Annotated in this window: 12 protein-coding genes; 9 read left to right on the plus strand and 3 right to left on the minus strand. The window is 66.7% G+C overall.

Annotation, left to right across the window (positions count from 1 at the left end; genetic code table 11):
• Window positions 1-8: 8 nt before the first annotated feature.
• Together MTR62_RS08750 and MTR62_RS08755 are read right to left on the minus strand one after the other, a co-directional pair.
• Window positions 9-1,805, minus strand: a complete 1,797-nt coding sequence (locus tag MTR62_RS08750) for an IlvD/Edd family dehydratase (RefSeq protein WP_244019143.1) — start codon at window positions 1,803-1,805, stop codon at window positions 9-11.
• Between the two features lie 29 nt (window positions 1,806-1,834).
• Window positions 1,835-2,974: an aldose epimerase family protein gene (locus tag MTR62_RS08755; RefSeq protein WP_407672649.1), complete on the minus strand. Its 1,140-nt coding sequence runs from the start codon at window positions 2,972-2,974 to the stop codon at window positions 1,835-1,837.
• A 163-nt stretch (window positions 2,975-3,137) separates the two neighbouring features.
• On the opposite strand from MTR62_RS08755, the gene MTR62_RS08760 reads away from it, so the two are divergent.
• Window positions 3,138-4,472 (plus strand): sugar MFS transporter, encoded by a 1,335-nt coding sequence (locus MTR62_RS08760; protein WP_244019147.1) that lies wholly within the window; start codon window positions 3,138-3,140, stop codon window positions 4,470-4,472.
• A gap of 196 nt (window positions 4,473-4,668) precedes the next feature.
• Here MTR62_RS08760 and MTR62_RS08765 read toward each other — a convergent pair whose 3' ends face one another.
• A complete protein-coding gene (locus tag MTR62_RS08765; protein WP_244019149.1) occupies window positions 4,669-5,454 on the minus strand; it encodes a FadR/GntR family transcriptional regulator in 786 nt (261 codons plus the stop codon).
• Between the two features lie 130 nt (window positions 5,455-5,584).
• Here MTR62_RS08765 and MTR62_RS08770 point away from each other — a divergent pair, with 130 nt between their 5' ends.
• The 8 genes from MTR62_RS08770 to MTR62_RS08805 all read left to right on the plus strand — a co-directional run bounded on the left by MTR62_RS08770 (window position 5,585) and on the right by MTR62_RS08805 (window position 14,789).
• A complete protein-coding gene (locus MTR62_RS08770) occupies window positions 5,585-7,114 on the plus strand; it encodes an aldehyde dehydrogenase (NADP(+)) (RefSeq protein WP_244019158.1) in 1,530 nt (509 codons plus the stop codon).
• A gap of 81 nt (window positions 7,115-7,195) precedes the next feature.
• Window positions 7,196-8,191 carry an AraD1 family protein gene (gene araD1 / locus MTR62_RS08775; RefSeq protein ID WP_244019160.1) on the plus strand — a complete coding sequence of 332 codons (996 nt, stop codon included), beginning with the start codon at window positions 7,196-7,198 and terminating at the stop codon, window positions 8,189-8,191.
• Between the two features lie 3 nt (window positions 8,192-8,194).
• On the plus strand, window positions 8,195-9,121 hold the full coding sequence (locus MTR62_RS08780; RefSeq protein WP_244019163.1) for a Gfo/Idh/MocA family protein: 927 nt from the start codon (window positions 8,195-8,197) through the stop codon (window positions 9,119-9,121).
• 26 nt (window positions 9,122-9,147) lie between these two features.
• On the plus strand, window positions 9,148-10,725 hold the full coding sequence (locus MTR62_RS08785; protein ID WP_244019165.1) for an alpha-N-arabinofuranosidase: 1,578 nt from the start codon (window positions 9,148-9,150) through the stop codon (window positions 10,723-10,725).
• Window positions 10,722-11,606, plus strand: a complete 885-nt coding sequence (locus MTR62_RS08790; protein WP_244019167.1) for a 2-dehydro-3-deoxygalactonokinase — start codon at window positions 10,722-10,724, stop codon at window positions 11,604-11,606. Before MTR62_RS08785 ends, MTR62_RS08790 begins: the two co-directional genes overlap by 4 nt.
• Window positions 11,603-12,235, plus strand: a complete 633-nt coding sequence (locus MTR62_RS08795; RefSeq protein WP_244019177.1) for a 2-dehydro-3-deoxy-6-phosphogalactonate aldolase — start codon at window positions 11,603-11,605, stop codon at window positions 12,233-12,235. Before MTR62_RS08790 ends, MTR62_RS08795 begins: the two co-directional genes overlap by 4 nt.
• Before the next feature lie 5 nt (window positions 12,236-12,240).
• A complete protein-coding gene (locus MTR62_RS08800) occupies window positions 12,241-13,272 on the plus strand; it encodes an arabinan endo-1,5-alpha-L-arabinosidase (protein WP_244019186.1) in 1,032 nt (343 codons plus the stop codon).
• An 80-nt stretch (window positions 13,273-13,352) separates the two neighbouring features.
• Complete coding sequence (locus tag MTR62_RS08805) at window positions 13,353-14,789, plus strand: glycoside hydrolase family 43 protein (RefSeq protein ID WP_244019196.1); 1,437 nt, start codon at window positions 13,353-13,355, stop codon at window positions 14,787-14,789.
• The last annotated feature ends 120 nt before the right edge of the window (window positions 14,790-14,909 follow it).

Genomic DNA, 14,909 nt, shown 5'->3' on the forward strand with positions numbered 1-14,909 from the left:
AAGGGCGATCAGTGGTTGTTGCGCGGCAGACCCAGGGTCTGGTGGATGCGCTGGAACTTTTCCGAACCTTCCAGGATCATGCCGGTGTTGAGCTGGCCGACCATCGAACGCTGGATTTCCTGCCAGGGCGTCTGCGAGGCGGGGTAGGGGAAGCCGCCGCGCGCTTCGAGATCGGCGCGGCGCTGGGCCAGTTCCTCGTCCGAAATGAGCACGTCGACGCGGCCCTTCTTGAGGTCCATGCGCACCCGGTCGCCGGTCTGGAGCAGCGCGAGGCCGCCCATCGCCGCCGCTTCGGGCGAGGCGTTGAGGATCGAGGGGCTGCCCGAGGTGCCCGACTGGCGCCCGTCGCCGATGCAGGGCAGGGCGCCCACGCCTTCGGTGATGAGGTAGGCGGGTGGACGCATGTTGACGACTTCGGCCGCACCGGGATAGCCGATCGGGCCGGTGCCGCGCATGAACAGCAGCGTCTCGGTGGTGATGCCGAGCGCCGGATCGTCGATGCGGTGGTGGTAGTCCTCGGGGCCGTCGAACACCACGGCGGGGCCTTCGAAGGCTTCCGGGTCATCGGGGTTGGAGAGGTAGCGCGCGCGGAAATCGTCCGAGATCACGCTGGTCTTCATGATCGCCTGGTCGAACAGGTTGCCGGTCATGACGATGAAGCCGGCCTCTTCCTTGAGCGGCTGGTCGAACGGCTTGATGACCTTGTCGTCCTCGATCGTCGCGTCGCGGCAGTTGTCGCCGATCGACTTGCCGTTGGCGGTCAGCGCATCCTCGTGGATCAGGCCCTGGCCCATGAGCTGGGCGACGACCGCGGGCACGCCGCCGGCGTGGTAATAGTCTTCGCCGAGGTATTCACCTGCCGGCTGGAGGTTGACCAGCAGCGGGATCTTGTGGCCGATCTCTTCCCAGTCGGTCAGCGGCAGGTCGACGCCGATGTGGCGGGCGATCGCGGCGAGGTGGATCGGGGCGTTGGTCGAGCCGCCGATCGCCGAGTTGACGCGGATGGCGTTGTGGAACGCCTCCTTGGTCAGGATGTCGGAGGGCTTGAGATCCTCGTGGACCATGTCGACGATGCGCTTGCCGGTGCGCCAGGCGCATTCCTGGCGGTCGCGGTAGGGGGCCGGGATCGCGGCCGAACCGGGCAGCGACATGCCCAGCGCCTCGGTCAGCGAGTTCATCGTCGTCGCCGTGCCCATGGTGTTGCAATAGCCGGTCGAGGGGGCCGAGGAGGCGACGAGCTTGATGAAGCCTTCGTCGTCGATCTTGCCCGCAGCGAGCATTTCGCGCGCCTTCCACACGATCGTGCCCGAACCCGTGCGCTCGCCCTTGTGCCAGCCGTTCAGCATCGGGCCGACCGACAGCGCGATCGCCGGGATGTTGACGGTGGCCGCGGCCATCAGCGCGGCCGGGGTGGTCTTGTCGCAGCCCACGGTCAGCACCACGCCGTCGAGCGGGTAGCCGTAGAGCAGCTCGACGAGGCCGAGATAGGTCAGGTTGCGGTCGAGCGCGGCGCCGGGGCGCTTGCCGGTTTCCTGAATTGGGTGGACCGGAAACTCCATCGGAATGCCGCCGGCTTCGCGAATGCCTTCGCGCACGCGTTCGGCGAGCACGAGGTGGTGGCGGTTGCACGGCGACAGGTCGCTGCCCGACTGGGCGATGCCGATGATCGGCTTGCCCGAACGCAGTTCCTCCAGGCTGATGCCGAAGTTGAGGTAGCGCTCGAGATAGAGCGCGGTCATGTCGATGTTCTCGGGATTGTCGAACCAGGCGCGCGAACGCAGCTTGGGTTTGGTTTCGTCAGTCATGGTGCCTTGCCCTGTGGATGTCTGGACGCTTACTTGTCGACCGAAACGCGGTAGATCATGACATGCTTGTAGGGCTTGCCGGGATCGACGCGGGCCGATGCGAAGTTGGGGTGGTTGGGCGCGTCGGGGAACAGCTGCGGTTCGAGCGCGATGCCGTCGCCCATGCGGTAGAGGTGGCCTTCCTTGCCGATGAAGGTGCCATCGAGGAAGTTGCCCGAATAGACCTGGACGCCGGGCTCGGTGGTGAGCACTTCGAGCACGCGGCCCGAGGCGGGATCTTCCAGCTTGGCTGCCAGTTCGGGCGTCTTGGTCACGCCCTTGTCGAGCGCGAAGTTGTGATCGACCCCGCGGCCGTAGACGATCTGCTGGTCCTTGCCGTCACGCACCGCGAGCTTGAGCGCCTTGCCCGCGCGGAAGTCGAACGGGGTGCCCGCCACGTCGCGCAGCTCGCCGGTGGGGATGAGCGTGGCGCTGACCGGGGTGTAGTGGCTGGCCGGGACGGTCAGCACGTTGTCCATCGCGCCATCGACCGAGCCTTCGCCGGCCATGTTGAAGATGGCGTGGTTGGTCATGTTGATGATCGTGGGCTTGTCGGTCGAGGCGTCGAATTCGATCTTGAGATCGCCCTTCTCGTCGAGCGAGTAGGTCACGCGCGCCTTGACGGTGCCGGGGTAGCCGGAATCGCCGTCCGGGCTGGTGAGCGTGAAGACGGCGCTCGCCTCAGGGCCCGACTTGATCGATTCGAGCGTCCAGTTCTGCACGTCGAAGCCCTTGCCGCCGCCGTGGAGCGACTGGCCGTGGTCGTTGCCGGGCAGGTGGTAGGTCTTGCCGTCGAGCGTGAAGGTCGCGTTGCCGATGCGGTTGGCGTAGCGCCCGATCGTCGCGCCCCAGTAGTTGGGCTTGTCCTGGTAGGACTGCAGGTCGTCATAACCCAGCGTGATGTCGGCCACCTTGCCATCGCGGTCGGGGGCCATGAACTTCCACAGGGTCGCGCCATAGGTCAGGATCGTGGCGGAAACGCCGTTGCCCGCGCTCAGCGTGACGGCGGTGACCTGGGTGCCGTCCTTGAGCGTGCCGGCCGCCTGCTTGGATGCATCCGCCGCGAGCGCGGGCATGGAGACGGATGCGCAAAGGGCCAACAGGGCTGTCGACATGAATGTCCTGGTCATATTCCTCACAATCCTGGCTCCCGTTCGTCTGCTGAATTTTGGCTATGTGTAATATTGTCGGCCATTGACGTGGCCGGTGGCTGCATATAGTCCGACAAATAGAAAGAGCGCAAGCCGGATCGCGTCGCACGCGTTGCCGGCAGCATGTGACGAGAGGATGGACATGCCTTCAGTTGGAACTTCTTCAGGCGCCGCGCTGGCGCAGCCGCAGGCGCCGGGCGTGCGCTATGGCCCCGCCTTGACGCTGCTGGCCAGCCTCTTTTTCATGTGGGGCTTCATCACGGTCATCAACAACACGCTGCTGCCGCACCTCAAGAGCGTGTTTGACCTCAGCTACACGCAGACGACGCTGATCGAATCGGTGTGGTTCATCGCCTACTTCTTCGCTTCGATCCCCTCGGCCAAGCTGATCGAATGGGTGGGCTACAAGAAGTCGCTGGTGATCGGCCTGTTGATCATGGCCGCAGGCGCGCTCGGCATGATGCTGGCGGCCAGCATTCCATCCTACGGCGTCACGCTGGTCATGCTGTTCGTGATCGCCAGCGGCATCACGCTGCTGCAAGTGGCCGCCAACCCTTACGTCGCGGTCGTCGGCAAGCCGGAAACCGCCTCCTCGCGCCTCAATCTGGTGCAGGCGATGAATTCGGCGGGTACGATGCTCGCGCCGCTCTTTGGGGCTTACCTGATCCTGGGCCGCTCGAAGGCGGGCACGGCGGCGGCCGGTACGGTGCTGACCGAAGCCGAGCGCCTGTCGGACGCGCATTCGGTCATCCTGCCTTACGCGCTCGTCGCGGGCGTGCTGGTGGTGCTGGCGGTGATCATCGCCAAGTTCCCGCTGCCCGCCATGCAGTCTACCCGTGGCGAGGCGCAGAAGGAAAAGCGCTCGCACCTCATCAACCCGGAGCTGTTCAAGCACCGCAACCTGGTCTTCGGCATTCCGGCGATCTTCATTTACCTCATCGCCGAAATCGGCGTGGCCAACCTCTTCGTGAACTTCGTCTCGCGCCCCGACATCGGCAACATGACGCACGAAGCGGCGGGCAATTACCTCTCGCTGCTGTGGGGCGGGATGATGGTCGGCCGTTTCGCGGGCTCGGCGATCATGCAGCGCTTCGATGCGGGCAAGGTCTTGGCGGTGTTCTCGGTCGGCGCCTTCGTGGTCATGCTGGTGACGACGTTCGCCACGGGCCCCGCCGCGATGTGGTCGCTGATCCTGGTCGGCCTGTTCCACTCGATCATGTTCCCGACGATCTTCACGCTTGCCATCAAGGGGCTCGGCCCGCTGACCGAGGAAGGCTCGGGCCTGCTGGTCATGGCGATCGCGGGCGGTGCGCTGGTGATCGTGCAGGGCTGGATCGCGGACAACTACGGGTTGCAGACATCGTTCCTGCTGACCGCGGCCTGCGAGCTTTACGTGCTGTTCTACGCGCTGTGGGGCTCGAAGGTGACCCACGCCGAACCCGACCTTGTGGTGGACGACCAGAACCCGTTCGACTGATCCACCCGAACCGAATTCGTGCTCATCTATCCTCGAGCATGCTGCCCCGGAAAAGAGCGATCTTTTCTGGGGCTTTTTCGTGCGGCCTTGCGCGGGCAGGGCGGGTAAAACAGATGAGGGCAAGAGGCGGGTGCCCCTTGCCCTCGTCGTGAATCGTGCCGGCGTGCCTTTCCTTGGGGAACCGAGCCCTCTCCGGTCAGCTCCCGGTCAGGGCGTCGCTGGCGCCCACGGGGGGGAGGCTGTCGCGGTCCTCGATGGCGCTGCGCGTATCCTCGAGCGCGAGATCGACGAGCACGTTCATCGCCTCGGCCGCCGCTGCGCCGTCGCCCGACACGATGGCATCGTAGACGCGCACGTGGTCGGGGATCGGGTTGCGGGGCAGCGCGCGTGAGCGCTGCTTGAACTGGGTGGTCCAGTTCACCGCCGCGCCGATCGAGGCGCTCAGCACCTTGAGCGCGTCGTTGCGTGTCGCGGCAAGGATCGCGTTGTGAAAATCGCGGTCGGCCGCGCGCCCGGCGTCGGTCGTGAGCGTGTGGCGGCGCATCGCGGTGAGCGCTTCCTTCATCGCCTTCAGATCGTCCTTGTCGCGCCGCGCGGCGGCGAAGCGCGCGGCGGCCGGTTCGACGATCGCGCGCAGTTCGAACAAGGAGCGCACGAACTCGATGTCGGGTTCACCGGCAAAGGCCCAGCCCAGCACGTCGGGATCGAGCAGGTTCCAGCGATCGCGGGGCAGGACCCGCGTGCCCGCCTTGGGGCGGCTGGCAACCAGTCCCTTGGCGGTCAGCACCTGGATCGCCTCGCGATAGGCGCTGCGCGAGACCTTGAGCTCCTCGGCGAAGGCTACTTCGCCTGAAAGCACATCGCCGGGCGCATATTTGCCCGACAAGATATCCGTACCGAGCCGATGGGCGATCGCGCCGTGGAGCCGCCGTCCGGGGCCGCGTGTCTCATCTGGCTTTTTGGACGTTTCGTCCAGCTTCATAGTTTTTCCGATTGTCACAGAAAATGTCACCTCCCAGATGCAGCCTACACGTCCTGTGGATCGGAAGGAACGACAAACATTGCGTTTCCCGATCGCACGGAATATGTCGGAGTAAATAGGGAGACTTTCTATGACCGAATTTCGTTCCATTGCCGCTGCTACGGGCGAGCCGCATGGGGACGCGTTCGCGGTGAACACGCCCGCGGATGTCGCTGTTGCCTGCGCCAAGGCGGGGGCCGCGTTCGATACCTACCGTGCCCTCGACCTCGAGACGCGCGCTGCGTTCCTCGAGCGAATCGCCGATGAGATCATGGCGCTCGGCGAGCCGCTGATCGAAGCCTACACCACCGAGAGCGGCCTGCCGCGTGGCCGCGCCGAAGGCGAGCGCGGGCGCACCTGCGGTCAGCTGCGGATGTTCGCGGATGTCGTGCGCAAGGGCCAGTTCCTTCAGCTGCGCATCGACCCCGCGATGCCCGACCGTGCGCCGCTGCCGCGTCCGGACCTGCGCCTGCGCATGATCCCGGTCGGTCCGGTCGCCGTGTTCGGCGCCTCGAACTTCCCGCTCGCCTTCTCGACCGCGGGCGGTGACACCGCCTCGGCGCTGGCCGCGGGCTGCCCGGTGGTGGTCAAGGGCCACCCGGCGCACCCGATCACCGGCAGCCTGATCGCGCAGGCGATCACCAAGGCGGTGGCCGATGCCGGTCTTCCCGAAGGCGTGTTCCAGCATCTTGTCGGCCCTTCGAACGAGCTGGGCGGCGCGCTGGTGCAGGACCCCAACATCATGGCGGTCGGCTTTACCGGCTCGCGCGCGGGCGGCCTGGCGCTGACTCGTCTGGCGCAGGCGCGCGAGGTGCCGATCCCGGTCTACGCCGAAATGTCGGCGATCAACCCCGTGCTCGTCCTGCCCGAAGCGATGAAGGCCAAGGGTGCTGCGTTGGGCGAAGCCTTCGTCGGTTCGCTGTGCATGGGTGCGGGCCAGTTCTGCACCAACCCCGGTCTCGTCCTCGCGATCGAGGGTGAAGGGCTCGACGCGTTCGTCGCGGCGGCTTCGGGCGGCGTTTCGGCGGCCAAGCCGCAGACCATGCTGACCAAGGGCATCGCGGCGGCCTATGCCAATGGCGTGGCCAAGCTTGCGGCCAACGCGGGCGTCGAGGAAATCGCGCGCGGCGAGCCGGGCAGCGAGACCACCGGCGGCGCGGTGCTGTTCAAGACCACCGCTGAAAAGTTCCTCGCCGACAAGGCGATGGGCGAAGAGGTGTTCGGCTCCTCCTCGGTCATCGTGGTGTGCAAGGATGCGGGTGAGCTCAAGACCCTGCTCGAAGGGATCGAAGGCCAGCTGACCGCGACCATCCATATGGAAGATGCTGACGAGGCCATCGCCGCCGCCGTGCTTCCCACGCTCGAGCGCAAGGTCGGCCGCATTCTCGTCAACGGCTGGCCGACCGGCGTCGAAGTGTGCCACGCGATGGTCCACGGTGGCCCGTTCCCGGCGACCACCGACGCGCGCACGACCTCTGTCGGCAGCCTTGCCATCGATCGCTACCTGCGCCCGGTGAGCTACCAGAACCTGTCGCAAAGCCTGCTTCCGCCGGAACTGCGCGACGCCGCTTTCGGTGACGGCGCGCCGCGCCTGATCGATGGCAAACTGACCACCAACTAAACCCGCATCCAAACCCGTATCGTCGTTTTTCCGCAGCGCGCCCGCCCCACAATTGGCGCGCTGCGGACCTGGGAGAGATCCATGACTTACCTTCGCCTGCTCCAGCACCGTGCCGAGGATGGCACCCGTTCCGTCATTCTTGCCGAAGGGGACGCTGCGCATTTCCTCAATGGCGCCACCAGCGTGCGCGCGCTTGCGCTCCAGGCGATCGAGCAGGGCACCAGCCTTGCCGAAGCGGCGAAGGCGTGCGGCCTGGGGGCGAGCGTAGACATCGCGGCCGAGCAGGCGGCGGGCCGCCTGCTCGCACCGATCGATCACGACGATGCCGCGCACGTGCTGCTGACCGGCACGGGTCTCACCCACCTCGGCTCGGCCGAGGGGCGCAACAAGATGCACCAGGCCGCCGCTTCGGGTGAAAACGTCACCGATTCGATGCGCATGTTCCTCGAGGGGCTCGAAGGCGGCAAGCCCGCGCCGGGCGCCGAAGGCCAGCAGCCCGAATGGTTCTACAAGGGCGACGGTTCGCAGCTCGTGGGGCCGGGCGATCCGCTTACCATGCCCGCTTTCGCCAAGGACGGCGGCGAGGAGCCCGAACTGGCGGGCATCTACATCATCGGCAACGACGGCCAGCCCTATCGCCTGGGCCTGGCGCTCGCCAACGAGTTTTCCGACCACGTCACCGAACGCCACAACTACCTGTGGCTGGCGCACTCCAAGCTGCGCGAGGCCGCGCTTGGCGCCGAGCTGCTGCTGGGCGAGGTTCCCGAAAAGATCGAGGGCACGAGCAAGATCGTACGCGGCGGCGAGACCCTGTGGGAAAAGCCGTTCCTCTCGGGCGAGGGCAACATGTCGCACTCGTTCGCGAACCTGGAGCATCACCACTTCAAGTACGACCTGTTCTGCCGTCCGGGCGACATCCACGTCCACTTCTTCGGCACCGCCACGCTGTCCTTCTCGGACGGGGTGACGACTGAGGAAGGCGACGTGTTCGAGATCAGCGCCGCGCCCTTCGCGCTGCCCGTGTCCAACCCGCTGGCCCGCGCTCAGGCGCGCAGCGTTGCGGTCAAGGCGCTCTGAGCGATGGATCCGATCCGCATTGCCGTCGTCGGCATGGGCAAGATCGCCCGTGACCAGCACCTGCCCGCGATTTCGGGCAATCCCAACTTCAACCTCGCCGCGACGGTCAGCCCCAACCATGGCGGCGAGCCGGGTATCCCGCATTTCAAGACGCTCGACGAACTGCTCGAAAGCAGCACCGGGGTCGACGCGGTTTCGCTGTGCACGCCGCCGCAGGTCCGCTACGAGCTTGCGGTGAGCGCGCTCAGGGCGGGGATGCACGTCTTCCTCGAAAAGCCGCCGGGCGCCACGCTCTCCGAAGTCGTCGCGCTCACCGCGCGGGCGGACAAGGTCGGTACCTCGCTGTTCGCCTCGTGGCACTCGCGCTTTGCCGCCGGTGTCGCCCCCGCGCGCGCCTGGCTGTCCGAGCGGGTGATCAAGGACGTCAAGATCATCTGGCGCGAAGACGTGCGCGAGTGGCACCCGGGCCAGGACTGGATCTGGGAGCCGGGCGGCCTGGGGGTGTTCGATCCGGGCATCAACGCGCTTTCGATCCTGACTCACATCATGCCGAGCCCGGTGTTTCTCAACACCGCGACGCTGAGCCTTCCGGCCAACCGCGCCGCGCCCATCGCGGCCGACATCCAGTTCCGCGATACCGCCGGTACGCCGATCCACATGGACCTCGACTGGCGCCAGGTCGGCCCGCAGTCGTGGGACATCATCGTCGAGACCGACGCGGGCCAGCTCAAGCTGTCGAACGGCGGCGCGGTGCTCAGCCTGCCGAGCGGGGTCGAGCGTAACGAGGACATGGAATACCCCGGCCTCTACGCCCGTTTCGCAACGCTCATCCGGGGCGGGCGCAGTGACGTCGATCTCGACCCGCTGCGGCTGGTGGCCGACGCGTTCCTGCGTGGCAAGCGCCAGAGCGTCGAGGAATTCCACGACTGATTTTTCCCAGGGAGGGGATACGAGAGATGATCAAGACTTTGCGCACCGCGGCGGTGGCGGCCTTGCTGGGCGCCACCGCGCTGGCCGGTATCGGTACGGGCACCGCCCATGCCGATACCGATGGCCAGCCGACCACGGCGACGATCAAGGCGGACGCCGATGGGCCGGTCTACCACAAGGAAATCTTCACCCAGTTCGCCGAGCATCTGGGCAATGGCATCTACGGCGGGCTCTACGTCGGCAAGACCAGCAAGATCCCCAACACCGACGGTTTCCGCAACGACGTGATCGCGGCGCTGCGCGAGCTCAACGTGCCGGTGATCCGCTGGCCGGGCGGCTGCTTTGCCGACGAGTACCACTGGCGCGAAGGCATCGGCCCGCAGAAGAACCGTCCGGTCAAGGTCAACACCCACTGGGGCGGCGTGACCGAGCCCAACACGGTGGGCACCGATGAATACTTCGACCTGCTGCGCCTTGTCGGTGCGCAGGCCTACGTCTCGGGCAACGTGGGCGATGCCCCCCCGCGCGAAATGGCCGAATGGGTCGAATACATGACCGCGCCCGCCGGTACGCTTGCCGACGAGCGCGCCGGGAACGGCCACAAGGCGCCTTACGCGCTGCCCTTCTTCGGCATCGGCAACGAGCTGTGGGGCTGCGGGGGCAACATGCGCCCCGAATACGCCGCCGACGTCACGCGCCGCTATGCGACCTTCGTCAAGGTTCCCGACGGCACGCGGACGCTCAAGATCGCCTCGGGCGCGAATGTCGACGATTACGCCTTCACCGAGGCGATGATGCGCATTGCGGGCAACATGGTCGACGGGCTTTCCTTGCACTACTACGTGCTGCCCGAAGGCGGCTGGCCGCCGCATTCCGATCCGGTCAACTTCGGCGAGCAGGAATGGGCCGACGCGCTGTTCGAAGCCAACCGCATGGACGAGTTGATCACCAAGCACAGCGCGATCATGGACAAGTACGATCCCAAGAAGCGGGTCATGCTGGCGGTCGACGAATGGGGCGCCTGGTACAAGCAGGACCCCGATACGCATCCGGGCTTCCTGCGCCAGCAGAACACGCTGCGCGATGCGATGATCGCATCGACCACGCTCGACATCTTCGCCAAGCACGCCGACCGCGTGCGCATGAGCGCGATTGCCCAGATGGTCAACGTGCTCCAGGCGATGATCCTGACCGATGGTTCGAAGATGGTGAAGACCCCGACGTATTGGGTCTACGACATGTACAAGCCCTGGCAGGACGCGACCGTGCTGCCGCTTTCGATCGATGCGCCGTACTACGCCAAGGGCAAGTTCACGCTTCCCGCGGTGAGCGGTTCGGCGGTCAAGGCCAAGGACGGGGCGATCCATGTCGCGCTTTCCAACCTCGATCCCGAGCAGTCGAACACCGTGACCATCGCGCTCGACGGGGTGAACGGGCAGGGCGTTTCGGGGACCATCCTCACCGCCGGTGCGATCAACGCGCACAACACCTTCGATAACCCCGATGCGGTCAAGCCGGTCGCGTTCGAGGGCGCGAAGATCGAGGGCGGCAAGCTTGTCGTCACGCTTCCGGCCAAGTCGATCGTGGCGCTTACACTGCGATGAGCGGCGCGCGCGTTCTGGGTGACTGGGGCACGACCAACCTTCGGCTCTATCGGGTCGAAGGGGGCGTCGTGACCGCGCGGCAGGACGGGCCGGGGGCGCTCTGCGCCGTCCCGGCCCAGGTCCTCGCCGAGCGGCTCGCGGTGTGGCAGGCGCAAGGGCCGATCGACGATGTCGTGCTGTGCGGCATGGCGGGCGCCAGAGGCGCGCTGGTCGATGCGGGCTACGTCGCGTGCCCGGCGGACCGCGACGCGTGGCTGGCGAGGCCCAGCCGGACCCGCGTCGGTGGGCTCGATGTCACGGTCCTGGCGGGGGTCTGTGCCCACGCCGAGGGCGGCGTACCCGATGTGATGCGCGGCGAGGAAGCGCAGATTTTCGGGGCCATGGCGCTCGAAGGCGACCTGGCCGTGGGGCGCCATCTGATCGTGTTGCCCGGCACCCACTGCAAGTGGGTCGAAGTCAACGACGGCGTGCTCCAGGGCTTTCGCACCTATCCGACCGGCGAGCTGTTCGCGCTGCTCACCAGCCAGTCGACGCTGCTCGGGCCCGATACGCCGGGCGAGGGCGTGTTCGAGGAGGGTTTTGCGCGCGGCCTGTCGCGTTCGGGCGAGGCGCTGAGCGGCGCGCTGTTCGAGGCGCGCGCGGCGCGTCTGCTCGACGCCCGGTCGCGCGAATGGTCGCGCGGGTACATTTCGGGCCTCCTGATCGGCACCGAAGTCGCCGCCGAAGCCGGGCTCTCGGCCTCGGTCGTGCTGATTGGCGACAAGGGCATTGTCGATCTCTATGAAACGGCGCTGACGCGGGCCACGGCGATGGTCCGGCGGATAGACGGCGAGGCCGCCGCGCTGGCGGGCCTGGCCCTGGCAACCGGAGCAAATGCATGAAAATCGAAGATGTCCTTGAAAGCGGAGCGGCGCCCATCGTCGCGATCCTGCGCGGCGTGGAGACCCACGAAGTGGCCGCGATCGGCGAGGCGCTGGTCGAGGCGGGCATCCGCCTGATCGAAGTCCCGTTCAATTCGCCCGATCCGGCCGGCTCGATCGCCGCGCTGGTCGAGGCGGTGGGCGCGCGCGCCGCGATCGGCGGGGGCACCGTTGTGCGCACCGATCTGGCCGAGGAACTGGCGGGGGCAGGGGGCACTTTCATGGTCTCTCCCAATGTCGATCCCGCGGTGATCGCGCGTTCGCTCGAACTGGGGATGGACGTGCTGCCCGGCTTCCTGACGCCGACCGAGGCCTTCGCCGCGCTCGGCGCAGGCGCGCGCGATCTGAAACTGTTTCCCGGCTCGGTGCTTGGCTCCTCCTATATCAAGGCGATCAAGGACGTGCTGCCCAAGACCACGCGCGTCTGGGCCGTGGGCGGGGTCGGCCCGGCCAATATCGCCGAATACCGCCAGGCGGGCGTTTTCGGCATCGGTGTGGGCGGCAGCCTCTACAAGCCGGGTGACGATGCGCAGGGCGTGGGTGTCAAGGCGCGCGCGCTCGTTGCGGCCTGGGCCGCCAGCGAAGGCTGATGGGCATGGCGCGTCGTCTTTGTGCCCTGTCGTGCCTTGCGGGCCTGGCTTTGGTGGCTGTGGGCGGGAGCGTTCACGCCGGTACCCAGAGCCCGGACCCGCTGTCGCTCAACGACAAGCTGACCGGCGCGCTCGTCCCCGCGCACGATCCGGTGCTGATCCGCGAGGGCGATACCTGGTACGTCTACAACACCATCGGCAAGTACATCGGGGTCAAGACGTCGAAGGACCTGATCCACTGGGAGCAGGCGAGCCCCCTGTTTTCGCAGCTTCCCGCCTGGACGCAAAAGGCGGTCCCCGGCACCGAGGGTATCTGGGCGCCTGATATTTCCTACGTGAACGGCGAATACCGGCTCTATTATTCGGTCTCGACCTTCGGCTCGAACCGCTCGGCGATCGGCCTGGCGACGAGCCCCACGCTCGACCCCAAGGCCAAGGGGTATCACTGGACCGACCACGGTCTTGTCGTGCAGTCGATGCCCGGCGATGACTTCAACGCGATCGATCCCAACTTCGTGGTCGACGCGCAAGGGCGCCAGTGGCTGGCGCTGGGCAGCTTCTGGAGCGGCATCAAGCTCTTCCCGCTCGATCCCAAGACCGGCAAGCCCTGGCCCGGCGCCGAGCCCTATGCGATTGCGCAGCGCCCGGTTCCCGCCGGTGCGCCCGATCCGATCGAGGCGCCGTTCATCCTCCAGCACGATGGCTGGTACTTCCTGCTCGCCTCGTTCGACTACTGCTGCAAGGGCGTGAACAGCACCTACTACACGGTCATGGGCCGCTCGCGGACGATCACCGGGCCGTACCTGGGCAAGGACGGCAGTTCGATGATGCAGGGTGGGGGGACGATCCTGCTGCGCGCGGACCTTGAAGAGAAGCACCGTTTCCGCGGCCCTGGCCATGTCGGCGCCTATACCGATGCCAAGGGCGCCACCACGCTCGTCTACCACGCCTACGATCGCGAAGCGAACGGCGCGCCCACGCTGCGCCTTGCGCCGCTGACCTGGGATGCGGACGGCTGGCCGGTGCCCCACACCTGACTATCCACCAACTGACACCCCGCTCGCTGCGGGCGGGGTGTCATTTTTTGGTCTGTTTACAAAGTACTGGAGAGGACATCATGTCGATTGCCGTTTCGCGCCGGACGTTCGCCGCAAGCGCGGCCCTGCTGCCGGTCGCCTGCACGACTGGGCCGGGGCCGATGCTCGCACAGGGAGGCGCGCCCAAGCCGGCGGCCAACCCGCTCGAGGGACCGATCAACCCGCTGGTCAAGAACCGCGCCGACGCGCAGATCTTCCGCCACACCGATGGCTGGTACTACATGACCGGCTCGGTGCCCGAGTACGACCGGCTGGTCCTGCGCCGCGCGAAGACGCTGGCAGGGCTGACCACCGCCGAGGAGCGCGTGCTGTGGCACCACGAGGCCAGCGGCCCGCTCTCGGGCTTCATCTGGGCCCCCGAACTGCACCTCATCGACGGCACCTGGACGATGTATTTCGCGGCCGGCCCCTCGGGTGGCGGCGAGGACGTGTTCCGCATCCGCACCTATGCGGTGCAGTGCGACGGGGCCGACCCGATGACCGGGAGCTGGTCGGTGCTGGGCGAGTTCAAGGCGCCGTGGGACAGCTTCAACCTCGATTCCAAGGTCTTCGTGCACCGCGGCGTGCGCTATTTCGTCTGGGCGCAGCGCGAGCCGGGGATCGAGACCAACTCGAACCTCTATCTTGCGCGCATGGCCGGGCCGCTGACGCTGGCGGGCCCCGCCACGCGCCTCACGGTTCCCACGCTCGACTGGGAAATCCGGGGCTTCAAGGTCAACGAGGGCGCGGCGGTGATCGAACACGCGGGCAAGCTGTTCATGACCTACTCCGCCAGCGCGACCGACGACCGTTATTGCCTCGGCCTGCTTTCGATCGACGCCGAGGCGGACCTGCTCGACGCGGCAAACTGGACCAAGTCACAGCACCCGGTGTTCCAGACCTGCGTTGCGACTTCGGTCTATGGTCCGGGCCACAACGACTTCACGGTCGATGAGCGCGGCCGCCCGATGCTCGTCTACCATGGCCGCGACTACAAGGAGATCGAGGGCGACCCGCTGTTCAATCCCGACCGCCACACCCGTGTCCAGCGGCTTTACTTCGACGCGCAGGGGATGCCGGACTTCGGTGTTCCGGTGGGCAACGGCGCGCTGCCCGAACGGCTCTTCAACGCCGGTGGCTACCTTGCTCACGAAGGCACGCAACTGCTGAGCGGCAGCAAGCCGCTGCCGCAGACGCAGATCCGCTCGATCGATGCGGGCGATGGTTCGGTGCGCCTGTCGCCGATCCTGTTGCGCGACCAGTGCATCGTCGCGGATGGCGCGGGCGCTTGTTCGCTCGGGGCGATCGCGCAAGGGGCCCGGCGTGCGGGGAGCGACCGCTTCCTGCGTCAGGAGCTCGGGCAGGACCGGGTGCGCTTCGTTTCGGTTGCACAGCCAGGCATGGCGCTCGCCGCGAAAGCCGGGGGAATCGTGCTGGCCAAGGTCGGTGAGTCGGCCACGGTGTGGTCGGTAGATTGATTTAAGTTTACCAAAACTCAGACAAGATTGCCCGCAGGGCGTGCCATCGGTTGCATGCCTCTGCGGGCATGATGCTCAAAGGACACGCTTTTCCTGCGCATGAGAAAACTGTACGTTCCG

It is taken from the genome of Novosphingobium organovorum, from assembly GCF_022832435.1.
GTDB lineage: Bacteria > Pseudomonadota > Alphaproteobacteria > Sphingomonadales > Sphingomonadaceae > Novosphingobium > Novosphingobium organovorum.